The following is a 22,596-nucleotide window of genomic DNA, read 5'->3' as shown; positions in this document are numbered from 1 at the left end:
CTTGCACCTTCAATGTTGGATGTGGAAAAATTCAGTTCAAATCCCGCTATTCATCCTGCGGCGATACTGGCGGTTCCTGATGGCGGTTTCCCATTGCTGTATCAGCAGCGCCAGGGCAGGCGCCACCTGGGGCCTGGTATGCTTGCCCTGGCTCAGGCGCCGCAGCTGGTACTTGACCATCGCCATATACGCGATGGACGACAGCACCTTGTTTTTCCAGGTGATGGCCCTGAGCAGGGGGCTCGCCGATGGATCGGCGCGCCATGCCTTGGGCAACTGCGGATCGATCGCCAGCGCCGTTCCCATGCCGGCCATGGCGATGCCGCTGTCGAGCACTTGCTCGACCACCTGGTAGCGGCGTATGCCGCCCGTCACCATGAGGGGCATGCTGGCCACCGTGGCGATCTCCTTGGCGAACTCCAGGAAATAGGCTTCGCGGGCCAGCGTGCGGCCATCGCGGGTCTGGCCATGCATGGCAGGCGCTTCATAACTGCCGCCGGACAACTCAATCAAGTCCACGCCCAAGGTGTTGAGCATGGATACGACTTCCTTCGCATCTTCCGAACTGAAGCCGCCTTTCTGGAAATCCGCCGAATTGAGCTTCACCGCGACGGCAAAGCCCTTGCCGACGGCTTGCCGCACCCCGTTGACGACGTCGACCAGCAAGCGCGCCCGGTTTTCCAGCGATCCGCCCCAGCGGTCCGTGCGTTGATTGGTCAGCGGGGAGAGGAATTGGCTGATCAGGTAACCGTGCGCCGCATGGATTTGCACGCCCGTAAAGCCAAACCGCTCAGCCAACCGGGCGCTGTTGACAAAGCGCTGCTTCACGTCGGCAATATCGGCCTCCGTCATCTCGCGCGGCGCCGAAAATTGCCTGGAAAAGTTGCCCATATCCATAGGAACAGGAGAAGGCGCGATGGTTTCCTGCCCCAGGGCGGCGGGCATCTGGCGCCCTGGATGGTTGATCTGCATCCAGATCTGCGCCCCGCGTGACCGTGCGGTGCGGGACCATTGCTCGAAGCGGGCGCCAAATTGCTCGGACTCAAGCACCACGCCTCCGGGGCCCGTCATGGCGCGGCGGTCGATCATCACGTTTCCGGTGATCATCAGGCCAACGCCGCCGTCCGCCCACGACTGGTACAGGCGGATCAGTTCTTTTGACGGCGCGTGGTCCTGGTCAGCCATGTTTTCTTCCATGGCGGCTTTGGCAAGGCGGTTCGGAATGACTGTCCCATTGGGCAATGTCAGTGCGGTAAAGGGTTTCATGCTGATCTCCAAGGTTGCGATAGCCTCACGATAAGCTTTAAGCTAACTTGAAGGTCAAGCCCTGAAATGAAAAAAAATCGCACTGTCGCGTTCGGGACACTGGTTGGAAGAAGGGCCGTTCCCCTTGAACCACAAAAATCCCGTGGCAGCCGATCTGCCGCTTGACATTCAAGTTGGCTTTAAGCTTATAGTTGATCACGCTGTGTTCGGCGGACATGGCCCAGACTACTCAACTATTCGGAGGACGATCCCGTGTCTGTTTTCAAGAAACTGCTCCTGGCTGCCATGCCCTTGCTGTTCCTGCAGATGGTTGCTGCTGAACCGGTGTCGCCCATGCGCGATCCGGCCATGGAAAAAGTGCTGATAGTCATGACCAATCATTCCCGATATCCGAGCAGAAACGACCATACGGGGCTGTGGCTCACGGAATTGACGCATGTGTATGATGTGCTGAAGGAAGCCGGGTATGGCATCGACTTCGTCAGTCCCAGCGGCGGTGTGGTGCCGCTGGATGAACGCAGCCAGGGATGGCTGTACATGGATGAGGCAGCAAAAAGTCACCTGAGTGATCCTGCTTTCATGGCATTGCTGCAATCGACAAAAGCTGCGGCCGACATCGATCCCGCTGCCTATGGGGCTGTTTTCTACACGGGCGGCCATGGAACGATGTGGGATTTCAAGGGCAACAAGGACCTCAAACGCATTGCCGAGGCCATCTACCGCAACGGCGGCGTCGTTTCCTCCGTGTGCCATGGCGCCGCTGGCTTGCTGGATCTGGAGGACGAGAAGGGCGAGCCACTGATAAAAGGGCGCAGCGTGACAGGATTTTCCAACTTGGAAGAATCGCTTGCCGGCATTAAGGACCAGGTTCCCTACCTTTTGCAAAGCGAGGTAGAGAGCAAAGGGGCGCTGTATGCCAAAGGCTTTTTCCCGTTTGGCAGCTTCGTGCTGACGGACGGCCGCCTCGTCACCGGCCAGAACCCTGGTTCCAGCAAGGAAGTGGCGCAAGCTCTGCTCAAGGCTTTACGGAATAACAAACTACAACTTCAGCGGGAAAAATAATGAAAATTGGCGAATTGGCCAAGCGCAGCGGCTTGGCGGCGTCCACGATACGCTTCTACGAATCCAAGGGCTTGTTGAAAGCCGTGAGCCGCCAATCGAACGGCTACCGCGACTATCCGCTGGAAGCGGTGGCGGTACTGTCGATTATCAGCGACGCGCAGCAGGCGGGCTTTTCTCTCGACGAAATCAAGCAAGTCTTGCCAGAGGACAGTTCATCATGGAAACATGATGAATTGATGGCTGCGCTCAAGAAGAAGATAGCCGATATCGAATCGCTGGAAGTACGCCTGGCGCAAAACAAGGCCCATCTTTTGTCGTTGATTCAATTGATCGATGCAAAACCGGAGGATGTGGACTGCAAGGACAATGCCGCCAGGGTCATGGAAAGCATGGGTATTGCCAGTAAGAATTGATACAAGGCGGCTGCGGGTGGCGGGTATTCGAAGGCAGACCAGGGGAGGGTGGCTGCTCGTCCGGGTGCTTTCCAGTTATTGGACGCATGATACCTTCGCTGCGTGCACTGTCCCGTTGGCGCGCCGACTGGCCGACGCATCGCTATCACCGTCAACTGCAACGGCGTTTCATCCAGGGCGTGTCGTAGTTCGGTGACCTAAACCGCTCCTATACCTCATCTACTCGCACTGCTGCGCCAAGCACACTAATCGATTCTTCCCGCGCTAAACGCGGATACACGATGGTGTCGCCTCTTACCTTGGTAGTCACTTTCCGGAGCAATGCATAGGCGCGCGATGCAGCAATCGGTCATCGGGGAAGGCTAAGAAGCGACAGCTGGAGTCGATATTTTCTTTTCATTGCTCAGCAAACACATCAAGTGTAGTCTTCTTGTAAAGACTTGGAGAAAAACATGCGTTCAATGGCAACCGTGTCAACTTTATTCCTTCTTTCTGGTTGCGCGTTTGCACCACCGGATTCCTATCCGATTTTTCACCTGCCTACACAAGCGCAGGGAACCGCTTTGAACGCGACTGCGAGCGGACCGTTTGGATCCCCTCGAACGGTGGCTGAGAGCCGCAATCAACTGCAACTGCAGCAACTGTGGTACTTGAAGCTGGCCGAGGATGCTCAGCGCGGCGTATTCAATCAAAGCGACTGGACCACTGGCGGCGCAGTGCTTGGCATGATCGGCGGTCTGGCCAAGTCTGTACCCACGGCAGCCGTGGGCGCTCTGATTGGAGGCGGCTCGTCCGTGGTAGGTTCACGCTATTCCCTCAATTCCCAAACCATCGCATACCTGAAGGCCGCGGAAAAGGCTGGGTGCTTATGGGCGGTTGTGAGCGCATACGACAATGTCAGGCAGTCGGCTCAGGCTGCTGCCTGGGTAAATGCCGACGCCGACACTATCAAGACCGCGACGTTGGCGTCAATGAAGGTGCAAATGGAACTGCGCACCGGTTTGCTTACGCTCACCCCGACTGTCCCTGATGTATCCCAGATCGTATCGCTTAACAAAAGCTACCACACGCTCAAGCAGACGGCAGATGCCAAGCTCACGAAAGCCAATATTATACCGGGGCCAATTCAAGCGGGCACCGTAATATCGCCCCGCCAGGTGCCTGCTGATCAGACAACGTTGAATGCGAAACGGGAGTTGGCACGCAAGGACAAGGACAGATGGGAGCGCAAGCTAAAACAGGCGGTAAATGAGGCGCAGCGGGCGGCAGCGCGCGACGGCATCTCACGCGCCAATGAAAAGCTTCAATCGGCTGAGTCCGCCCTGAAGTTGACCAGTATGCTGCAGCCGATGGTTGCAGAGAATGGAAGCGGTACAGTTGCCTCCGATCCCGGGCCGACTCAGACAACAACGCCCCCTGCAGTAGCCTTGGAGGCTGCCGAGGCCCAGAAAAAGGTAACGTCGGTTGAAATCCAGTCGTGTGTATTGACAGGTGCGACACCAATTACGGCTGCGGAGGGGCCATAATATGGATTACGAAATGGTGCAGAAACTGGTGCCGGGAGACGGCAACCTTCAGATGCTGCGTTCCGCCCTGACACCCGCGCTGACCCGCGCGGCGAAATACCTAGGCCTGGCCACGGCACAGACGCCACTTGAACTTGGTTGCGCTGCGACCCTGTCTGCGCTGCTCGATGGCAGTGGTATCGAGCTGGGCATGGAATCTGGTGCTGGCAACTTGGTGCGAAAACTCAAAAAACGAGGCTGGACCATGATTGCTGTAGGCCAGCAGGTACCCGGCGACGTCGGCGTAACCGTCGATAACACGTTGCCTGTCGGTGCTGACCATCTTTATCTGGTGGCCCAGCTGGTGAGTTCAGACACGGTACTGGTGGCGGACAATCAGGAAAGCAACCTGCATACGCGCAACGTCGGCCCTGGAGAGCGGACCCGCACAGAATATTTTCTACGCGCACCGATGTTGGCGGCAAGCAGTACCTCTGAATTGGGAGTCGACCCCACTACCGCCCACGTGATAATCAATTCAGTGGACCGTTTGACTGAGTTGCGGCAGTATTCCTGGATAGGGCGCGGCAGGGCGCCGCTGGCGTATCTACGCGGCATGGCGGTGGGCTACGCGCATGTTTATCAGCGCCTCTCCACTGATCCGGTGGTGCAATCGATGGCCCGTCCTCCTGGTGACGCTAAGCATGATGCCCTTGCTTACTACAAGGACCAGTTCGCCGCCGCTGGAATTGCCACCGGCGAGGATCCGGCAACCACGCTGCGTGCTTTGTTCGTGCTGCTGATCGGCCTGGGAATGAGGGAATCGAGCGGCAAGCATTGCGAAGGGCGTTACGTCGAGAGCGCGACCAGCAATACAGCAGAGGCAGGCCTTTTCCAGAGCAGCTATGACTTGATGCTGCATGACGATGCGGCCAGTTATGGCCCGATCATTGAGCGCTACGCGGCGTCGACCTTGTTACTCGATATCTTTAGCGACCAAGTGCACTGCGATCCCGAGGCCGCAAAAAACGTCGGAACAGGGATCAACGGGATCGCGTTCCAAGCGCACAGCAAACAGTGCCCGGCCTTCGCGATCGAGATAGCAGCACTTGGACTACGCCAACGACGCGGACACTGGGGCCCGATTAATGACGGCGACGTGGAGGTTCTGGTCATGTGCGACAACATGCTGCAGACGGTGCAGTGGATCGTGGACTGATCTTTATTCGCGGGTCGGCCGAGACTCGTGTAAACACCGCTGTGGTTGACCTGAAACAATGTATCTCACGCATTGCCGTCCGACGCTATCTGCGGCAGACTTGCTCGGTTCAGTACAGGAAAACGTGACGGAAACGGGTTGGAGACGATTCACTAAGGATCCAGCATCCAAATGATCCAGCACCCAAATCGAGCGATGATAGCCGCGCTATCAAAGCAATTACACATCACTCCTCATCGTCAATTTTACATAATATAAAGAACTAGCATAGTTGCAGTGCCTATTGCCATAGAGAGGAGGGGGATGATTTGTACAAAACCTCCCTGTAACTTAAAGTTCTTCGATTTCAAATTTCGTTGCTCTTCGGCTAGAGCAATGAAGGCTTCCCCAGGCTCCACGCCAGCCTCGATTGCAATCTTTAGGGCAAGATCATAGTCAGGCAATCTATTGCCCTGCATATACCGCGCTAAAGTTGGCTGCGGTACGCCCCACGTTCTCGCCATGGAATTGACGGAACGCCCCTTTAGTGCCATCTCTATCAAGTCAGAATATTTCATAGATATTATCCATTTCAGTTATTCCGTTCGGAGTACTAACGTGTATTAGTACATCCGGTATAGCTTTTCGGTTAGTACGCTTCTTCATCCTAGCACATTCGTAGACGTTTCAAATCGCTCTAGTGGGCGAAATCGGGGGCAGCATGGCTAGCCAATTTGTCCTGAGTGATGACGCTGTGAACGAATCCATTTTGGCGCTCCTGTCGCGCCGTGCCGAAGGGCAGGAGCAGCTTGCTCTTCTTCCTTTGCTGCCAGCAAACCTCACGCACCAAATTGATCTGCAAATTGCAGAGATAGCAAAGCTTGATGCTGTGATTGATGAGCTTTCCCGCTATCAAGCTTCCTCGGTAGCAGTTCGGTTACTTCTGACTTCTCACGCCAATCCGGCTTTTCATCAATCGCTCTAGCGGGCGAAAAAGGGGCAAACCATGAAACACACCATCCAAATCCTGCACATCACTCAAGTTGCTGGCCGTTCCAAAAAAACGGGCAACGATTACGACATGCGGATGGCACAGTGCATCGTGCACAAGATCAATCGCACCACCAATCTCGTTGAACCCCTCGTTGGTGAGCTGCTGCTCCCTGAAAAATTTAAAGACACTGTGCCAGGCACGTATGAAGTGGAATTCGACGTGGCCATTTCCCGGGACAAACGCGTGGGCGCCGAAGTGTTCTCCATCGAAGCAATCAAAGAGGAACCGCAACGGTCATCGCATCGTCATGCATCGAGCGCGCCGGCGGCCGCCACCTAATCAACTTGTTTTACGGCATTTTGCCGAATCGCGCCGGCGATCTCCGGTATAGAAGGGGAGTCATCATGTTGAAGAAACACCTGTCGCTGAAAACGGTTGTTCCTGCACTGACGGTCGCTACGCTGGCTGCGCCAGTGTTTGCGGCGCCGATCGATACCACCTCCATGACTTTGGGCATTTCCGAAGCGCAAACGGCAATTCTCGCCGTGATCGGTGCGCTGATCGCCCTGAGCGTTGCCATTTTTGGCGTGACCAAGGTGTATTCGTTCATCAGCAAGAAAGCGGGCGCATAACATGGCCTACCAGGTCGGCCCGTGGTGTTACGCTAGTACAGCGGATGCTGCGGTTGCCGCCTGTGCAGCCTTTCCACCCGCTACCATCGTGCTTGCTGACGGTAGCGGGATTCAATCGGCCAGTTGTACATCGGCCACGCAAGATGGTGGCTTGATGCTCCGCATTACCACCACACCAGTTAACGGCGCTGCAGCGAATACCGTATCTGCCGTACACCATATCGATTTCCCACCATGCCAGAACGATTCAGTAATTAGCGCTGGTGTGCAAGTGTTTGGGGCAGTCCTGACGGCCGTTGTTCTTTGTTGGAGCGCTTACAAAATTCATTCGTTCATAGAATGGTCAAGGGCTGAGAAATGAAAACAATTCAAATTCTTTGTATTGTTGCCTTGTCGTTACTGGCGCTGTGGATTCCGCCAGCACATGCGCAAGGCACGGTCTTGCTCCCTCCCAACAATGTGGCCGGACCATATTCCGCATATTTTCCAGCAGGACAGACTGGCTTTGCCGTCGCAAATGGCTCCACATCAGGATCAAGTGCTGGCGTTTCGGTGAACGCCAGCGGCGTTGCCATTGCCGTTAAAAATGGCGTCCATATCAAGATTCCTGTTTCTTTGAGTACCTTGATTACCAAACCAAATGTTGCAATCGCTGCGGGCCGTGCGTTTAAGCTGGCACGTGGATTGTCTGGCCCAGTAGGGTTGGCACTCACCGCATGGGAAATCTACAACGTTGTGAAAGATTCCGGCCTGGCGCCTTGCCCTCCACCAGATTTTTTATGCAAAGTTGCGCAAAACACAGTTGTCGCACCTGTAAGTGGTCAGTTCGTCACTGTTTCAGGAGAATATGTGACCGGCGCCTCTCCAGCCGCTATTTGCGATGCTTATGGCGCGAAAGTCTCCTCATTCGGGGTTCCTCGCTTCTTTAAAGCGGTTGTTGCTAGCCTCGGAACCTTTTGTGTTGAGGTCGGTTTTAACAACACGTATGTCCCTCAAGTTAAACCCGATAACGTCGTTTGCCCTTCTGGCGCTGTTTTGTCGCCACTCGGCTGTGTCAACCAAACGGGTTCCGCACCTGCTACCGATGCCGATATTGACGAGAAACTTGCCGAAGCCTTTGCCTCGCCAACAACTGGTGCGGCTGCTGCTAAACGGGCTTGGGATGCGGCGGAAGCCGTCAATGAAATCGCACGCGCCAATGGCAAGCCTAGCGTGCCTGTCGATGTAATGATGCCGTCCACGTCACAAACCACGATGAGTGCGCCACCCGTCACTACGCCGCAGACCACCACCTCCGTGCAAAATTACACCGATGCAAGCGGCGTACCGCAGACCAAGACCACACAAGAAAAAACCACGATCACGCCGACGCTAGCGGGTACCAGCACCTCCACGAGCATTACCTACAATATGCAAAACGTGACGACCACCACGGTAACGAATAACACAGGCCAATCCACCTCTAACCCGCCGACAACGACGACAACGACGGAAAACTCCAATTTGAATGTGCCGCCAGTCGTTCCGGCCACCGTCAATCTTCCAACGGATTACAACCGCGAGCCGACGCAGCAAGCGATTGCCGCCGATATCAAGGCCATGCGCAACGCATGCCAGGACAATCCGCGCAGGGCAGGGTGCGCTGAACTGGATGTGCCGCCCGTTGCCGAAGTCATCCCGCGTCAGAACGTGCCTGTTACCTTCACGCCGCTTCCCTTCGCTTCCTCCGCATCCTGTCCGGGACCGATCACCTTTGATATGTACGGGCCGCGCCTGATTACCTTCACGCCGATGTGCGACCTGATGACGAAGGTGCGTCCGCTGTTCCTGGCCTGCGCTGCTGCTGCAACAGCGATTATCTTTATGCAGGGGTTGAAATCATGACACAGCTTGCCGCTTGGTTACTGGCCCTGATCGGCCCCCTGGTCGTCAAGGCCATCATTGCGCTTGGCTTCACGGCGTTGGTCTTCACCGGCGTAACTGAGCTGGTCAATCAGCTGATAGCCTCGGCCCAGGCCAGTTGGTCCGCGATTCCCTTGGCTGTTCTTCAACTATGTTCACTGTCCGGCATCCCTGAGTCGCTCGGCATGCTGTTTGGCGCGTACATGGCGCGTGTAGCCATGTGGGCCAGCGTCGGCGCGGCGCGCTATGTGCTGAAATCAAGCTGACAGGCCGGGAGGCGCCATGATCGAGCTAAACACTGGCGTGCCCGGCTCAGGCAAAACGCTCTCCATGGTCCAGCAGTTAGCCGCGCTCGTGGGCCGGTGGGAGCATCATCCGGAAGAGGCCAGGCCGATCTTCGTGCACGGCATCCCTGAATTATCCCTGCCACATGCGGCCATGCCGCTGGTCTCCGTCACCGTTGGGCAGCTCGGACTGTCGGAGGTCATTCCGGACTGGCAAGCCATGCCACATGGCTCCCTCGTGATTATCGATGAATGCCAGTGCGCGTTTCCCCCACGCTCCACTCAATCAAAACCGCTGCCGCATGTGGCGTGGTTGAACGTCCACCGGCATAACGGCTTCGATATCTGGCTGACGACGCAGCACCCCAAGCTAATGGACGGCTCCGTGCGCGCCCTGGTCGGCAAGCATAAGCATTTTCGCCGCCTGTTCGGTGGCCAGCGCGCCATGGTCTACGAATTTGATGCGTGCAACGACGGCCTGGGTGGGCTCAAGAACGCGGTCAAGAGTTACTGGGCCTATCCGAAAAAGGCCTACACCTGGTACAAGTCTGCCGAAGTCCATACCAAACAGCGCTTCCGCTTGCCGATATGGGTTTTTATTCCTGTGCTGGCCATGGTCCTCGGTGTCGTATTCGTCCCCCGCGCTTATTCCGTTCTAACGCACAGTATCGGCGGCAAGAGCCTACAAGATCCTGCGTCCGGCGCGGTTGCTCCTGTCGTTGCCGCGCCAGCGGTCGACACGCGCACCTTTTCCACCACCGTCACCGCGCGCGGCTATTTCAATCACGAGGGAGCAATTACCTTGCTCCTTTCAGACGGCAGGGTGATTTTCCAGCCGCAGCAATTCAAGGTTTTCCCGGGCGGGTATGAGGCGCAAATCGCGCCTGACTTATGGGTGAGGGGAGGTGTGCAATGAATCGGCTGTTTCGGGTTCTGCTTTTTCCAATGATTTTTCTTGCAGCTTCGCTGCCCATTGCGGCGCAGCCGCTAGGACCGTCCACCATTACCCTCAATTTTGCCGCGGTGCCTGTTGTAGCCTTTATGCAGGCGACGTATAAAAACCTGTTGATGCGCGATTATGTGATTTCGCCGGAGGTACTGGCCCTGGACCGGCAATTCAGCATCAACATCAAATCCTTGCCGGTGGAAGAGGTGCCCGCCTTTGTCGATGGGTTGCTGAAGGCGCAGGGCATCCGAACACGAATCAAAGACGGGGTGTATTACTTGGAAATGGCCCCCGCCAGCGCTGATAAGGCTGCGCCCGAATTACCGCAAGCGGCCCTTGCTTCCGCTTCCGCCGCTGTCTCACCGCCTGAACGCGACGGCGCCGCCTTCGATGTGGTCGAGCTTTATGCGCCGCGCCACCGGCCCGCCGAATTCCTTGTCACCGCTCTCAATGCGGCCTTTGGTGCGCCGTATGCGCGGCTGGCCGGTGTCGCCGTGGCGCTCTCCGTGCCCGCCGCACGGTCAGCCGATGCGCGCCGCTTGCTCGAGGCACTCGATGAACGGGGCCGCACCGTCGAGGTGTCCGCATCGTTTGTCGAGGTGCTGCGCTCCGACTCCACCTCAAGGGGCTTGTCTCTGGTGGCATCCACGCTGGCCGCCCGTTTTGGCGCGGCCTTTTCCACGACAACCGGATCGCTGAGCGTATCGGCGGGTGGCTTCCAGCTGGTGCTAGACGCGCTGCGTGCCGATGGCCGCTTCAAGCAGGTATCGAATTCGCGTGTCCTGGGCGACGAAGCGGAACACTTGTTGCTGACAGTCGGGGATGAAACGCCCACTATCGCCAGTTCGGGCCGCGATAATCAGGGCAATGCCGTGCAAAACATCGTCTACCGGCCATCGGGCGTGATTCTCGATGTGACGCCGCGTGTCGCTGGGCCCGGGCGCTTGTCGCTGGCCGTCGACGGGCAAGTATCGTCCTTTCAATCCACGGTCAATGGCGTGACGGGTTCGCCCACGCTGCTCAAGCGCCAGGTGAAAACGTCCGTGACCATAGCCGATGGCGACGTGGTGATTATTGGCGGCCTGGACGACACGCGCTCAACTACAGCCAATAGTGGATTCTCATTTCTACCGCGCTCCTGGGCCGGTGGCACGTCTTCCGACTCGCATACGGACTTGGTACTAATCCTGAGCGCCCGCGTGGCTTCCGCGCTCAATTAGCGGCCTGGAATGGCCTTGACAGTACAAGCGGCCCGCAGGGCGGGCAAAATCTTTTGGGTATCTGGAATCGGCGGTGGACGTTGGGGTAACAGCCCATTGGCTGAGGCGGTATTCGATGCGGGCGACCCGCATAGTTTAAAAAGTTTTAGCGGGCAGACTTTAGCGCTATTTATTTCTCAAGTGTATCACGTCGAATACAGGCCCCATTCATGAAGACAACATTATCAACAGGCAACGAGTGGCGGTCGCGCTGCTTGCAGCGGCGGCCGCCGCAAGGCGGCCTAAATTTATATTAGGGACACTTAAGCACACCACAGGAGATTCGGCACTTGCATTAAAGAACTTGATTCTCTTTTTCCATAAAAAAACTCCAAGCATCGGCAAAATGCTTGGAGTCTTCGATAACCCTGCCACACAGGAGTACCGAATGAATGAATTAAATGATGAAAGCTCGATTTCGTCAATAGATTTCTCTTCTGTCGAGCAAGATATTGATATAAGCAGGCCCAGCTATTGGAACGATGATGGTATTAAGAATACCTGGAACGATACCTATACGGCGCGACGCCGTGTATTTCCAGACGGACAGTGCGAAGTCACTGTCGTTAAGGAACGTTTCTTTATCGGTCCAGCGCTGCGGCGCAAACCACAGGCGAAACGCGGCGAATCGAGCCAGCGCGAAGCGAATGATGACGATGCGGGCAGGCGCGCAAAAAAGAATGTGCGCCTTTGCTGCAAGCAAATCGGCGCTGATCGCATGGTGACGTTGACCTATCGAGAAAACATGTTGGACCGCGAGCTTGCATTAAAGCACTGGAAGGCGTTTTGTCGAAAACTTGGTAAGCATAAACAATTTCATTATGTAGCGGTCATTGAGGAACAGGCCCGTGGCGCCTTGCATTTCCATGTGGCGGTCGCCGGACGGCAGATGTATGCGCTGCTGCGCTCGATCTGGCAAGGCATCCTGGGGCGCGGCCCGAACGGTGAACAGATGGGCCAAGTTCACGTCCGCGACCCAAACCGTTTTGGCTTCGGCGTGCGTGGGGCGCACAAGCTTGCCAGTTACATAGCGAAATACTGCGGCAAGGAAATGCAGTGCAGGGCGCTTGACCAGAAACGCTACTTCCGCTCCAGGGGCATCGTGGTGCCGGAGGTCGATGCATGGCGGGTGCCGTTTTGTACAAACATGCTGCGCGCTGCGCAGGTCGCATTCCAGGCGCTTTCCGGCCATTGTATGGACGGCCTACAGACTTGGTGCAACAACAATCTCGGCGTCGTGTATCTGGCGACCTCACCGGGACTGCCACAGGTGGTGGACGATTGTCCGTTCTGACAGTTACTCCACCTTGATTGACGGGAAGGAGGGGGGTGACATGGCAAATTTTGACGATAATTCACTGCGAATACTTGAGCAAATCGAGGATGAGTTCCGCAATCAGTACTGGATTATTCGCAACTCCAGGCGAACCAACTGGCGGGCCGTCAACCGGACTAGGATGCTTGGCGATTTCATGTATATGCTTGGCGTCCCGAAATGGGCGGTTCAACAGGCCAGGTACTGCCTGCGACTACGGGTTTGTGAAAGATGTTTTAAGGATGAAATTCGTTGCTATGGTATCTGCCAACGAGCCAAACGCGGCGATTTTGATAAATAATTTCTATCGAGGAAAGTGGAATTATGTTTAAATGTATGCTAGAGGGAGCTTTCGATTTGTATTTCCAAGAAAAATAAATCGGATTAGAACATAATTTATAATTGATGCGGAAATATAATAACATGGATAAAAGATATCAAGTTTTTATTAGCTCAACTTATTCTGATTTGACGGAAGAGCGAAAAGAAATAATGCAAGCCCTTTTGGAGTTAGATGCCATTCCGGCTGGCATGGAATTATTTCCGGCGGCAGACGAGGATCAATGGACGCTCATTAAAAAGGTGATTGATGACTGTGATTATTACCTTATTGTTGTCGCCGGTCGATACGGATCTATTGGCCCAGATAAAATAAGTTATACAGAAATGGAATTTCGTTATGCTAAGGAATCAGGTAAGCCAATTATTGGTTTTATTCATAAGGAGCCTGAAAAAATAGCTGTCGGCTTAACTGAATCAAGTGAGGAAGGAAAGGCTAAGCTTAATGCATTCAAAGAACTTGTAAAGGCAAAACCATGTCGGTTTTATTCCAGTCCTGCTGAGTTAGGTAGTCAAGTTAGTCGAAGTCTTGTTAAGCTTATCAGCTCCACGCCTGCCGTTGGGTGGGTTCGAGGAGATATGGTGCCGTCGGAAGGCGCCGCAAAAGAAATGCTGGACCTACGAAATCGCATTGATGAGTTGCAGATAGAGTTAAGTACTTTGCGAACCTCGGCGCCTAGTGGCACTCAAGATTTAGCAAATGGTGACGATGAAATTAAGCTTCACTATTCGTTTATCGCAAGTTCAAGTCAATATGCGCACATGGGAAAGTCATACACCTCAGTCATCGCACTAACATGGGATGCTATATTTGCGAGTATTTCACCATTGATGATAGATGAAGCTTCTGAGGTCGAATTTATCACAGGAATTAATTCATTAATCGAATCTGAATCAACACAAGATTTAATCAAGAGCGATCCTAAATTCGGGAACTATAATTTGATGAGTTTCAAGCTTGAGTGGGATGACTTTCAGACCATTAAGATTCAGCTCAGGGCACTGGGTTTAATCACTAAAAGCACACGCAGTAGAAGCGTAAAGGATACTTCTACATATTGGACTCTTACGCCATACGGGGACAATGTGATGCTGCAACTTCGAGCCATACGGAAAGATTGATAGCTAATTTCGGCGATGCCTGTCAATGACATTGTGTAATTATCGGAGCGGGACAGTTGAAGTGGTAGTCTCGGCATCGCCTCCATTATGAAACCACTTATGAGTCGTCGGGGCTACTAGAAGTAGTCTCCACTTCCACTTCTCATTTGACATAATATAAATTATGCGAAGTTATGGATGGATTTGAGAAAACCTCCATTTTGCCAGTTCCCCAATCGCAAATGCGATTTTCCCCCTCTGCGCGCCGCTGTTGCTGATGCTGCGCAGCCGCGCTTGAACTAGCTGCATGAAATACGGCTTGTCCTCGTCTGTGTGCGGTTTGTTCACGCCCAGATTCGCGAAGGTGCAAGTCTGGCGCTGCGATGATGTTTGCGATCAGGTCTGCCACTCTTCTGCGCGAGACCACGGTGCCGTTGAGTGGCGCGCGGCGCGTCGTTCGTTCGTCGTCGACTTCGTCTTCGTTCGTCATCCAGGCTGGACACATGATCATGTATGCGAAGCCCGGCGCTTCGATGGTGTCGGCGAAATAGTTTCAGGTGTTGCGCCAGCCTGGCGTTGGTCCATTCGCCGAATGTGCCGGGAGCTTCACCGTAGATGCCCATCGACAGGATGAAAACCAGTCGTTCGACACCGGAGGTCCGCATGGCGGAAATGATGCTGTTGGCCGGGTCTTCCATGTCGTCGCCCAGCAGATTGGCGTTAACCAGGACATGGAATCCGGTAAGACGTGCCGGCCTGGCGACTTGTCTCGTGGTAAATTGCCGTCCGTGAGAAGTATTCCAATACCTACAATATCAATGAAATCAGGCATTTGCCGACTATTTTGCATGAGAAGTCTCAATATCCGCACGACCCGGCAGCCTGCACGCACGGCGTTGCTTTTACCGCCTTGCCGGCGCTTCCTGTCCTTTGCCGGCGCGCTGGCCATCGCGGCCGCCTTGTGCGGCTGTGCCAGCAAGCCTGGTCCCTGGCCTGCGCGCGCCCTGCCGCCGTCGGCTGCCGTGACGGTCGATGCCACGCAATTCCTGTCTAGAAAACAACTGGTGGACTGGCAAGTCGACCTGGACGAACGCCGCCTGCGCGCCACGGGTTCGCCCCGGCATGAAGCGTATATCGACGTCCTGCATGAACGCCTGGCGCGCGCCGGTGTCAAACAACTGCGCTTTGAACCGGTCAGTTTCCGGCAATGGTCGGTGAAGCCGGAAGACTGGGGCCTGGAAGTGGTCCACGACGACAGGTCTGGCGTGCTGCCCACGGCTGGCTACATTCCGTATTCGGGCGTGACGCCGCCGTCCGGCATTACGGGGCGCATCGCCTATCTGGCGCCGGGGGCCAGTCCCGATGCCAGCCTCGCCGGCAAGCTGGTGCTCGTCGACATGCCCGCCGTGGCGTGGACGGGCAAGGTTTTCCATCGGTCCGCCGTGCATGTCCACGATCCGGACCACGCCATGGGGCCGGACACGCCGTATGCGCGCCAGTTCCAGATGCTGGGGCCGTTCATCACCTTGCTGGACAGCCTGCAGGCAGCCGGTGCGGCGGGCGTGATCGTCATTCTCGATACGCCGCCCATGTCGATGAACGGCTTGTATGCGCCTTACGACGGCAAAGTGCGCCAGCTGCCCGGCATGTTTATCGACCGTGACCGGGGTCGGCGCCTGCGCGAAAGCGTGCTGGCGGGCACGGCGCCTGTCTTGCGGCTGACCATGGCTGCCACTGTGCGGCAGGTGCAGACGCGCAACCTGGTCGGCATCATTCCCGGCAAGTCCGCGGAATTGATGGTGCTGGGCAGCCACACGGATGGCACGAACGCGCTGGAAGACAATGGACCGAACGCCATCGTCGACATGGCCCAGTACCTGGCGCGCCTGCCGCAGGACAGCTTGCCGCGAAGCGTCATGCTGCTGTTGACGAGCGGCCATTTCGCGGGCGGCGTGGGCATGAAGCAGTTTATGGATCGCCACCAGGACGATGGCTTGATGCAAGGTATCGCCACGATGCTCACCATCGGGAACTTGGGCGCGTTGGAAGTGCTGCCTGACAGCAATAGTTACTTGCACCTCACGGGCAGGTTCGAGCCGGCCGCCGTGTTTTCGCCGCGCACGCCTGCCCTGATGGACGCCTCCTACGCCATGCTGAAGCAGGCCGATGCGGCGCCCGCGTTCGTGCTGCCAGCCTCCAGTCTTGCGGGCGATGGCGGTCCGAAGCATGCCGCCTGGCCTGGCGCAGGCCAGTATTTATGGGAGGCGCAGCGCATTCCCACGGTGCATTACATCACGCAACCGACCTATTTGCTCTACTATGGCATCGACAGCGTGACCCGGCTGGATTACCGGCTGATGCAGCGCCAGACCGTGGCCTTGACGCAAATGCTGCTGGACCTGTCGCGCGTGCCGTATGCCGATTTGCGCAAGGAAACGGTGCCATAGACCTTGCCAGGCGTTCACCTCCCTTCCCCGCCCTGCTTCCGGCGCCATTCCGGACACCATACCAGCGCACTGGAAAACAGGCACTGGTATGGCCCGCATTGCCCATCTCCTGGGGTAATGCCGCAACTGGTATTGTGATCTTGCGCAAAGAACAAAACCAGTTGACTACCACCTGCAATGCTTGCACTCTGAAAAATCGGACGGTGTCCAGCCGCCCGGCCATGCTAAAAAATACACAAGGAGATGCAATGAACCGGACAGTCATGAATACCCTCATCCTTACCCTCTTCGGCGGCACTCTGGCGGCCTGCGGCGGCGGCAGCGGCGACGGATCCAGCGGGGGCGCAAGCCAGCTGCTGGCCGGCGCGACCGCAGCAGTGGCCTGCTACACGCCGTGGAATAGCGGCACTGCCTACAATGGCGGCGGCCAGGCCAGTTACAACTACGTCAATTACACGGCCAACTGGTGGACGCAAGGAAATAACCCATCGACCAGCAGCGGCGCCGCCGGCAGCGGCCAGCCCTGGACGGCGGTGGGAGACTGCGGCACGCCGACGCCGACGCCGACTCCTACCCCGACACCTACGCCCACCCCAACTCCGACACCTACGCCGACTCCCACCCCAACACCGACACCAACGCCAACGCCAACGCCTACCCCGACTCCGACGCCTACCCCGACTCCAACACCGACGCCGACGCCCACCGGCCTGGCCAAGCACGCGCTGATCGGCTACTGGCACAACTTCACCAACCCCAGCGGCGCTACGTATCCGATCAGCCAGGTCAGCGATGACTGGGACGTGATCGTCGTCTCGTTCGGCGACAACGCGGGCGGCGGCAATGTCAGCCTGACCATCGATCCGGGTGCTGGCACGGAAGCGCAATTCATCGCCGACGTGGCGGCCAAGCGGGCCAAGGGCAAGAAAGTCATCCTGTCGCTGGGCGGGCAAAACGGTTCCGTTTCCGTCGGCAACACGGCCGAAGCGACGAATTTCACCAACAGCCTGTACGCCATCATCACGAAATATGGTTTCGACGGCATCGACCTGGACCTGGAAAACGGCGTGGCGCAAGGCGCGGCCATCCAGACCTATCTGCCGATCGCCGTGAAAAACCTGAAAACCAAGGTCGGCAGCAGCTTTTACCTGTCGATGGCGCCCGAGTGGGTGTATGTGGAAGGGGGATACACGAGCTATGGCAGCATCTGGGGCGCCTACATTCCCATCATCAACGCCTTGCGCAGCGAGCTGACGGTGCTGCACCCGCAGTACTACAACAATGGCGACATTTACACGCCGTATGCGACGGGCGCCATCAAGGCGGGTTCGGCCGACCAGCTGGTGGCCACGGCGCGCATGCTGATCGAGGGATTCAATTATGGCGGCAATACCTTCGCCGGCCTGCGTCCGGACCAGGTGGGCTTCGGCGTGCCGTCGGGCCGCAGCTCGGCCGGTTCGGGCTTTACGACGAATGCCGACGTCAGCAATGCCTTGAATTGCCTGACGCGCCTGCTCAATTGCGGCACCATCAAGCCGCTGCAGGCGTATCCGGACTTCCGCGGCGTGATGACGTGGTCGATCAACTGGGACCGCCACGACAACTATAATTTCTCCGTGCCGACGAAGAATGTGCTGAAGACCCTGCCGTAAGGGCCCAGGCCCGACTGCGCATGCGAGCTTGGCCGCTCACATGCGCAGCAGCGCCGCGCCCAGCAAGCGCATGTGCAGCGCCACGCCCTGGCGCAACGCCTCCCCTCCTCCTTGCGCATGCTTGATGCCATCCATGGTGGCCACCAGCAAACCGGCCACCTGCGCGGCGGTCGCGTCCACCCGGCGCAGCGCAATATCGCCCGCCGCTTCGGCCTGTTCCAGCGCGCCGGCCAGCGACGCCACCAGTGTTGCCCGCGCCGTCAAGGTGATGTCGGCGGCCAGGGTCATATTGGCGTCGAACAATTCCTGCCCATGGGCGCTGGCGGAAATTTCCGCCATCAAGCCTTGCTGGAATGCCAGCAGCGCCGTTTCGATGCGCGTGAAGACGGGGCCGGGTTCGGCCAGCGCCGCTGCCACTTGCGCCATGACGGTAGCATGGGCCCGTTCGGACCCGGCGCGGAACACGTCTTCCTTGTTCTTGAAGTGCAGGTACAGCGCGGCGCGCGACATATCGGCTGCCTGCGCGATGTCGAGCATCGAGGTCTTGCGGTAGCCATAGCGGCAAAACACGGCCAGGGCCGCGTCGAGTATGCGCTGGGTCTTGAGGGTGTGGGGTGACATGCTGGCATATTGACATTTTATATATATAGTGTCAACATGGTTTTTGGACAAATTACGTCAAAGTGTCAATCCCCACAGCGAAGGATGGAATCATGCAAGAACAGCACCCTGGCTCCGAGGCGGCCATGCAGGACCAATTGCGCGACATCGAACGCGGCCGCCTGCGCGCGCTGGTCGACGGCGACGTGGCGCTGGCGCGCACCCTGCACGCCGACGATTTTCAGCTGGTCACGCCCATCGGCAGCCTGCTGTCGCGGGAGGAATACCTGGGCGCCATCGCGGCGGGCCACATGCGCTATCTGAGCTGGGAACCGGGCGAGATCGCCGTGCGCGTGCATGGCGATGCGGCCGTGCTGCGCTACCAGGCCCAGCTTGAAATCCATTTCGCCGGCCAGGCCGTGCCCCGCGCGCGCTACTGGCATATCGATAGCTATGAGCGGCGCGCTGGGCGCTGGCAAGCCGTGTGGTCGCAGGCGACGGCGATACGCTGATGGCCATGGCGGCTGCGGGAGGTGCGCGCAGCAGGGGCAATTGATATTTCTCAAACCATAGCCTCAATCTATGGGTTCGGTTGAAATATTTTACTTCCTTTTGTAAATGAGAATCGTTACTATCTAAATCAAGGATAAGCGAATTCAACAGAAAGGAGCATCCCTTGTTCACAGCCATCAAAACATTCAGCCAGGTCTGCACGCACATGTCGATCGCCTTCGGCCTCGCCTACTTGCTGACGGGGTCCCTGGCGCTCGGTGGCTTGGCCGCGATCATCGAACCGATCATCAACGTTGCCCTGTTGCCGTGGCATGAAAAAGCCTGGCACGCGATTCGCCGCCGCTACGCCGCCAGCCGCCTGGGCTTTGTCGCCCTGGCCGGCGAAAAGCTCAGCCAGACCACCCTGCACATGGGCGTGGCCTTCGGCGTCATGTACTGGGCCACGGGGTCCATGGCCTTCGGCGGCTTGCTGGCCGTGGTCGAGCCGATCTGCAACGTGATCGTCCTGCCCTTCCACGACCGGCTGTGGGAAAAAGCCCGCTTTCGCCTGGAAAGCCGCGGCGCGGCCCGCCTCGCCGCCCTGTAGTCTTCCTCTTCTCCCCTTCCTAACTCCCTGCCCACACGGGCGGCCGCCGCTGCACCCATGGCGCCGCCCGCTCCAGCTGGCCCGCCAGGCGCAGCAGCACGCCATCGCTGGCGTAGCCGGCCATGAATTGCATGCCGATCGGCATACCTTCATTTGACATGCCCAGCGGCACGGACATGGCCGGCAAGCCCGCCACGTTCGCCAGCGGCGTGTACGGCGAATGCTCGAACAGGCGCGCCGTCCAGCCAACACCGTCGAGCTGTTCCTCCTTTTCGCCATAGCGGCCCAGTTGCCACGGCATATCCGGCAAGGTGGGCGTCAGCAGCACGTCGTACTGGCCAAACAAGGCGCCGGCCTGGCGCGTGACCGTGTTGCGCACGTCGAGGGCCGCCACGAAGTCCACCGCCGAGACCGTTTTGCCATGGCGGTAACAGGCCAGGGTCGCCGCTTCCAAGGTCTCGAGCGACACGCCGCGCCCGCTCTCCTGCGCCAGGCCATCGATCCACGGCACCAGGTTGGCGCACCAGATGCCGGCATTCGCGTGCACGAACGCTTCCCACGACACGCCCAGCGCGGGCGACACTTCTTCCACATGGTGGCCCAGGCTTTGCAGCAGGCGCACGGTGGTGTCCAGCGCGGCCCCGATGGCGGGTACAGGCCGGGCGCCATTGCAGGCGGCGCGCTGCACGCCGATGCGCAGCTTGCCCGGCGCCACGCCCACCTGTGACAGCCAGCTGTGGCCGGGCGGACTCGTCACATACGGCTCGCCTGCCATCACGCCCTGCACGGCATCGAGCAAGGCGGCGCTGTCGCGCACGGTGCGGCTCACGCCCAGCTGCACGCCCAGGCCGCTGAAGATTTCATCCATGGCGGGGCCGTTCGAGACCCGGCCACGGCTCGGTTTCAGGCCGAACAGGCCCGTCGAGGCGGCCGGCACGCGGATGGAACCGGCCGCATCCGTCGCATGGGCCAGCGGTACGATGCCGGCCGCCACGGCCGCCGCCGCGCCGCCGCTGGAGCCGCCCGCGCTCAAGGCCAGGTTCCAGGGATTGCGCGTTGCGCCGTAGAGCACGGGTTCCGTGGTGGTGGCAAACGCCATTTCCGGCGTGCTCGTGCGGCCGAACGTCGCCAGGCCGGCTGCGCGGAACTGCGTCATCAGGTGAGAGTCAAATGCGGCGACATGGCCGGCGCCCAGGCGGCTGCCCGCTTCGCTGCGCCGGCCCGCCATCGTGACGGCCACGTCCTTGATCAGGAAGGGCACGCCGGCGAACGGCGCAGTGTTGACTGTGCTGTCGATGGCAGTCAAATCCGCCGGCCACAGCTCGACCACGGCATTGATCAGCGGGTTGACGGCGGCGCAGGCGCGCGCGGCCGCGTCGTGCAATTCGGCGGCCGAGATGTCGCCATCGCGCAGCAGCTGGGCCAGCCCAAGGCCATCAAAGCTTGTATATTCATGGAGTTGCATCAGTTTATTCCTGTAATGGATGAAGAATGGATATCACAGGAACTACTCTAGGGCTTGCGCTATCATAGTGGAAATGAATAGTTGATATACAAGGTATAGTCATGAACAATTTGCATAAGCTGGATTTGCACAAGCTGGATTTGAACCTGCTGCTGACCCTGAACGCCCTGTTGATTGAACGCAACGTCACGCGGGCGGCGGCGCGGCTGCACCTGAGCCAGCCGTCCGTCAGCGTGCAGCTGGGCAAGCTGCGCGCCGCCTTCGACGATCCGCTGCTGTTGCCCGGCCCGCGCGGCATGCTGCCCACGGCGCGGGCGCTGGCCCTGTTCGCGCCGCTGCAAGCCGTGCTGGCCCAGCTGGAGCAAGTCTTGCAGCCGGAACAGGCGTTCGACCCGGCCACGGCCGAGGTGCGCTGGAATCTGGCGGCGGCCGACGCCACCGAGTATGCGATTTTGTTGCCCATGCTGCCGTCCCTGCGCGCGCAGGCGCCCCTGTCGCGCATGGCCGTCTTCGAAGCCGTGCCGGCGCGCATGGCGCACGCGCTGGAAAACGGCCAGGTCGACCTGGGTTTCCTGGCGCAGGAAGAAGCGCCGCCCGGCTTGCGCCACCGCACCCTGTTCACCGAGCACTATGTGCTGGCGGGCCGCCGCGACCACCCGCTGCTGCAGGCGCCGCCCGACCTCGAGCGGTTCTGCGCGCTGGAATTCATCGTCGTCTCGCCCAACGGCGGCGGTTTCCGCAGCAACGTCGATACGGCACTGGAAACGCTGGGCCGGACGCGCAAGGTGGTGCTGTCCGTGCCGCATTTCCTCATCGTCCCTCCCCTGCTGGCCGCGTCCGACATGGTGGCCCTGCTGCCGTCGCGCCTGCTGAAAAACGCCCTGGGCGACCTGCGCACGTGGGAGCCGCCCGTCACCCTGCCCGATTACGAGATGGCGATGGTGTGGCACGAGCGCATGCACCTGGACCCGGCGCACCGCTGGCTGCGCGAGCGCATCATGGCGTGGAACGAAAATCCCGCGTGAGCCATTGACAAAGAGGGTCAGGCCGTATACTGTCTCGTTTTATTGCTAACTAAGTTAGCTATTTATTTGTATGAAGACTGCTGCACTGCCTC

At 58.2% G+C, this 22,596-nt stretch carries 24 protein-coding genes and 1 pseudogene; 19 read left to right on the top strand and 6 right to left on the bottom strand.

Going from position 1 to position 22,596, the window contains the following annotated elements; all coding sequences use genetic code 11:
- Positions 1-36: 36 nt before the first annotated feature.
- Positions 37-1,266 (bottom strand): NADH:flavin oxidoreductase/NADH oxidase family protein, encoded by a 1,230-nt coding sequence (locus O0881_RS02465; RefSeq protein WP_289909969.1) that lies wholly within the window; start codon positions 1,264-1,266, stop codon positions 37-39.
- A gap of 252 nt (positions 1,267-1,518) precedes the next feature.
- On the opposite strand from O0881_RS02465, the gene O0881_RS02460 reads away from it, so the two are divergent.
- The 4 genes from O0881_RS02460 to O0881_RS02445 all read left to right on the top strand — a co-directional run bounded on the left by O0881_RS02460 (position 1,519) and on the right by O0881_RS02445 (position 5,465).
- Positions 1,519-2,328 (top strand): type 1 glutamine amidotransferase domain-containing protein, encoded by an 810-nt coding sequence (locus tag O0881_RS02460; RefSeq protein WP_289909968.1) that lies wholly within the window; start codon positions 1,519-1,521, stop codon positions 2,326-2,328.
- A 14-nt stretch (positions 2,329-2,342) separates the two neighbouring features.
- Positions 2,343-2,741, top strand: coding sequence for a MerR family transcriptional regulator (locus O0881_RS02455; protein ID WP_289909966.1), 399 nt, complete (start codon positions 2,343-2,345; stop codon positions 2,739-2,741).
- A 452-nt stretch (positions 2,742-3,193) separates the two neighbouring features.
- Positions 3,194-4,267 carry a hypothetical protein gene (locus tag O0881_RS02450; RefSeq protein ID WP_289909965.1) on the top strand — a complete coding sequence of 358 codons (1,074 nt, stop codon included), beginning with the start codon at positions 3,194-3,196 and terminating at the stop codon, positions 4,265-4,267.
- A gap of 1 nt (position 4,268) precedes the next feature.
- Positions 4,269-5,465: a hypothetical protein gene (locus O0881_RS02445; RefSeq protein WP_289909963.1), complete on the top strand. Its 1,197-nt coding sequence runs from the start codon at positions 4,269-4,271 to the stop codon at positions 5,463-5,465.
- A 245-nt stretch (positions 5,466-5,710) separates the two neighbouring features.
- Here the strand turns inward: O0881_RS02445 and O0881_RS02440 are convergent, their stop codons facing one another.
- Positions 5,711-6,022: a helix-turn-helix transcriptional regulator gene (locus O0881_RS02440; protein ID WP_289909962.1), complete on the bottom strand. Its 312-nt coding sequence runs from the start codon at positions 6,020-6,022 to the stop codon at positions 5,711-5,713.
- 143 nt (positions 6,023-6,165) lie between these two features.
- Here O0881_RS02440 and O0881_RS02435 point away from each other — a divergent pair, with 143 nt between their 5' ends.
- From O0881_RS02435 to O0881_RS02390, 10 genes are all read left to right on the top strand, one after another.
- Positions 6,166-6,429 carry a hypothetical protein gene (locus O0881_RS02435; protein ID WP_289909959.1) on the top strand — a complete coding sequence of 88 codons (264 nt, stop codon included), beginning with the start codon at positions 6,166-6,168 and terminating at the stop codon, positions 6,427-6,429.
- A gap of 21 nt (positions 6,430-6,450) precedes the next feature.
- Positions 6,451-6,777, top strand: a complete 327-nt coding sequence (locus tag O0881_RS02430; protein WP_289909958.1) for a hypothetical protein — start codon at positions 6,451-6,453, stop codon at positions 6,775-6,777.
- Between the two features lie 65 nt (positions 6,778-6,842).
- Complete coding sequence (locus O0881_RS02425; RefSeq protein ID WP_289909955.1) at positions 6,843-7,070, top strand: major capsid protein; 228 nt, start codon at positions 6,843-6,845, stop codon at positions 7,068-7,070.
- A 357-nt stretch (positions 7,071-7,427) separates the two neighbouring features.
- Complete coding sequence (locus O0881_RS02420; protein ID WP_289909954.1) at positions 7,428-8,954, top strand: virulence factor TspB C-terminal domain-related protein; 1,527 nt, start codon at positions 7,428-7,430, stop codon at positions 8,952-8,954.
- On the top strand, positions 8,951-9,238 hold the full coding sequence (locus O0881_RS02415; protein WP_289909952.1) for a DUF2523 domain-containing protein: 288 nt from the start codon (positions 8,951-8,953) through the stop codon (positions 9,236-9,238). Before O0881_RS02420 ends, O0881_RS02415 begins: the two co-directional genes overlap by 4 nt.
- A 16-nt stretch (positions 9,239-9,254) precedes the next feature.
- Positions 9,255-10,172 (top strand): zonular occludens toxin domain-containing protein, encoded by a 918-nt coding sequence (locus O0881_RS02410; RefSeq protein ID WP_289909950.1) that lies wholly within the window; start codon positions 9,255-9,257, stop codon positions 10,170-10,172.
- Positions 10,169-11,422, top strand: a complete 1,254-nt coding sequence (locus tag O0881_RS02405) for a hypothetical protein (RefSeq protein WP_289909949.1) — start codon at positions 10,169-10,171, stop codon at positions 11,420-11,422. Before O0881_RS02410 ends, O0881_RS02405 begins: the two co-directional genes overlap by 4 nt.
- A gap of 238 nt (positions 11,423-11,660) precedes the next feature.
- The gene (locus O0881_RS02400) at positions 11,661-12,755 is read left to right on the top strand and encodes a hypothetical protein (protein WP_289909948.1); all 1,095 of its coding nucleotides are present in this window, start codon (positions 11,661-11,663) and stop codon (positions 12,753-12,755) included.
- Positions 12,756-12,795: 40 nt separating this feature from the next.
- Positions 12,796-13,077, top strand: coding sequence for a hypothetical protein (locus O0881_RS02395; protein ID WP_289909947.1), 282 nt, complete (start codon positions 12,796-12,798; stop codon positions 13,075-13,077).
- A 122-nt stretch (positions 13,078-13,199) separates the two neighbouring features.
- The gene (locus O0881_RS02390) at positions 13,200-14,237 is read left to right on the top strand and encodes a DUF4062 domain-containing protein (protein ID WP_289909946.1); all 1,038 of its coding nucleotides are present in this window, start codon (positions 13,200-13,202) and stop codon (positions 14,235-14,237) included.
- 142 nt (positions 14,238-14,379) lie between these two features.
- Here the strand turns inward: O0881_RS02390 and O0881_RS29210 are convergent, their stop codons facing one another.
- Positions 14,380-14,706 (bottom strand): hypothetical protein, encoded by a 327-nt coding sequence (locus tag O0881_RS29210; protein ID WP_354670203.1) that lies wholly within the window; start codon positions 14,704-14,706, stop codon positions 14,380-14,382.
- A 73-nt stretch (positions 14,707-14,779) separates the two neighbouring features.
- Positions 14,780-14,914: pseudogene (locus O0881_RS29205) on the bottom strand (NAD(P)H-binding protein); the annotation flags it as partial.
- 150 nt (positions 14,915-15,064) lie between these two features.
- On the opposite strand from O0881_RS29205, the gene O0881_RS02380 reads away from it, so the two are divergent.
- Together O0881_RS02380 and O0881_RS02375 are read left to right on the top strand one after the other, a co-directional pair.
- Entirely contained in the window at positions 15,065-16,663 is a 1,599-nt protein-coding gene (locus O0881_RS02380; protein WP_289909942.1) for a PA domain protein, read from the top strand.
- A gap of 248 nt (positions 16,664-16,911) precedes the next feature.
- Positions 16,912-18,315 (top strand): glycosyl hydrolase family 18 protein, encoded by a 1,404-nt coding sequence (locus tag O0881_RS02375; protein WP_289909940.1) that lies wholly within the window; start codon positions 16,912-16,914, stop codon positions 18,313-18,315.
- Between the two features lie 36 nt (positions 18,316-18,351).
- On the opposite strand, the gene O0881_RS02370 is transcribed toward O0881_RS02375, so the two are convergent.
- Positions 18,352-18,936, bottom strand: a complete 585-nt coding sequence (locus O0881_RS02370; RefSeq protein ID WP_251348736.1) for a TetR family transcriptional regulator — start codon at positions 18,934-18,936, stop codon at positions 18,352-18,354.
- Positions 18,937-19,028: 92 nt separating this feature from the next.
- On the opposite strand from O0881_RS02370, the gene O0881_RS02365 reads away from it, so the two are divergent.
- Complete coding sequence (locus O0881_RS02365; protein ID WP_289909939.1) at positions 19,029-19,427, top strand: nuclear transport factor 2 family protein; 399 nt, start codon at positions 19,029-19,031, stop codon at positions 19,425-19,427.
- Positions 19,428-19,591: 164 nt separating this feature from the next.
- Positions 19,592-20,014, top strand: a complete 423-nt coding sequence (locus tag O0881_RS02360) for a DUF2061 domain-containing protein (protein ID WP_289904970.1) — start codon at positions 19,592-19,594, stop codon at positions 20,012-20,014.
- 19 nt (positions 20,015-20,033) lie between these two features.
- Here the strand turns inward: O0881_RS02360 and O0881_RS02355 are convergent, their stop codons facing one another.
- The gene (locus tag O0881_RS02355; protein WP_289909937.1) at positions 20,034-21,479 is read right to left on the bottom strand and encodes an amidase; all 1,446 of its coding nucleotides are present in this window, start codon (positions 21,477-21,479) and stop codon (positions 20,034-20,036) included.
- A gap of 101 nt (positions 21,480-21,580) precedes the next feature.
- Between O0881_RS02355 and O0881_RS02350 the strand changes: the two genes are divergently transcribed.
- On the top strand, positions 21,581-22,504 hold the full coding sequence (locus O0881_RS02350) for a LysR family transcriptional regulator (protein ID WP_289909936.1): 924 nt from the start codon (positions 21,581-21,583) through the stop codon (positions 22,502-22,504).
- Positions 22,505-22,596 lie beyond the last annotated feature (92 nt).

The sequence above is a fragment of the Janthinobacterium sp. SUN100 genome (genome assembly GCF_030397705.1).
Taxonomy (GTDB): Bacteria; Pseudomonadota; Gammaproteobacteria; order Burkholderiales; family Burkholderiaceae_D; genus Janthinobacterium; species Janthinobacterium kumbetense.
The sequence above is the reverse complement of the archived record's forward strand: the minus strand, read 5'-3'. Positions and strand labels throughout refer to the sequence as shown.

Coding starts and splice junctions, on each gene's coding strand:
- O0881_RS02435 (WP_289909959.1), top strand. CDS start 6,166: ATGGCTAGCCAATTTGTCCTGAGTGATGACGCTGTGAACGAATCCATT.
- O0881_RS02405 (WP_289909949.1), top strand. CDS start 10,169: ATGAATCGGCTGTTTCGGGTTCTGCTTTTTCCAATGATTTTTCTTGCA.
- O0881_RS02465 (WP_289909969.1), bottom strand. CDS start 1,266: ATGAAACCCTTTACCGCACTGACATTGCCCAATGGGACAGTCATTCCG.
- O0881_RS02370 (WP_251348736.1), bottom strand. CDS start 18,936: ATGTCACCCCACACCCTCAAGACCCAGCGCATACTCGACGCGGCCCTG.
- O0881_RS02350 (WP_289909936.1), top strand. CDS start 21,581: ATGAACAATTTGCATAAGCTGGATTTGCACAAGCTGGATTTGAACCTG.
- O0881_RS02450 (WP_289909965.1), top strand. CDS start 3,194: ATGCGTTCAATGGCAACCGTGTCAACTTTATTCCTTCTTTCTGGTTGC.
- O0881_RS02445 (WP_289909963.1), top strand. CDS start 4,269: ATGGATTACGAAATGGTGCAGAAACTGGTGCCGGGAGACGGCAACCTT.
- O0881_RS02425 (WP_289909955.1), top strand. CDS start 6,843: ATGTTGAAGAAACACCTGTCGCTGAAAACGGTTGTTCCTGCACTGACG.
- O0881_RS02375 (WP_289909940.1), top strand. CDS start 16,912: ATGAACCGGACAGTCATGAATACCCTCATCCTTACCCTCTTCGGCGGC.
- O0881_RS02395 (WP_289909947.1), top strand. CDS start 12,796: ATGGCAAATTTTGACGATAATTCACTGCGAATACTTGAGCAAATCGAG.
- O0881_RS02380 (WP_289909942.1), top strand. CDS start 15,065: ATGAGAAGTCTCAATATCCGCACGACCCGGCAGCCTGCACGCACGGCG.
- O0881_RS02420 (WP_289909954.1), top strand. CDS start 7,428: ATGAAAACAATTCAAATTCTTTGTATTGTTGCCTTGTCGTTACTGGCG.
- O0881_RS29210 (WP_354670203.1), bottom strand. CDS start 14,706: ATGACGAACGAAGACGAAGTCGACGACGAACGAACGACGCGCCGCGCG.
- O0881_RS02365 (WP_289909939.1), top strand. CDS start 19,029: ATGCAAGAACAGCACCCTGGCTCCGAGGCGGCCATGCAGGACCAATTG.
- O0881_RS02390 (WP_289909946.1), top strand. CDS start 13,200: ATGGATAAAAGATATCAAGTTTTTATTAGCTCAACTTATTCTGATTTG.
- O0881_RS02410 (WP_289909950.1), top strand. CDS start 9,255: ATGATCGAGCTAAACACTGGCGTGCCCGGCTCAGGCAAAACGCTCTCC.
- O0881_RS02430 (WP_289909958.1), top strand. CDS start 6,451: ATGAAACACACCATCCAAATCCTGCACATCACTCAAGTTGCTGGCCGT.
- O0881_RS02355 (WP_289909937.1), bottom strand. CDS start 21,479: ATGCAACTCCATGAATATACAAGCTTTGATGGCCTTGGGCTGGCCCAG.
- O0881_RS02415 (WP_289909952.1), top strand. CDS start 8,951: ATGACACAGCTTGCCGCTTGGTTACTGGCCCTGATCGGCCCCCTGGTC.
- O0881_RS02440 (WP_289909962.1), bottom strand. CDS start 6,022: ATGAAATATTCTGACTTGATAGAGATGGCACTAAAGGGGCGTTCCGTC.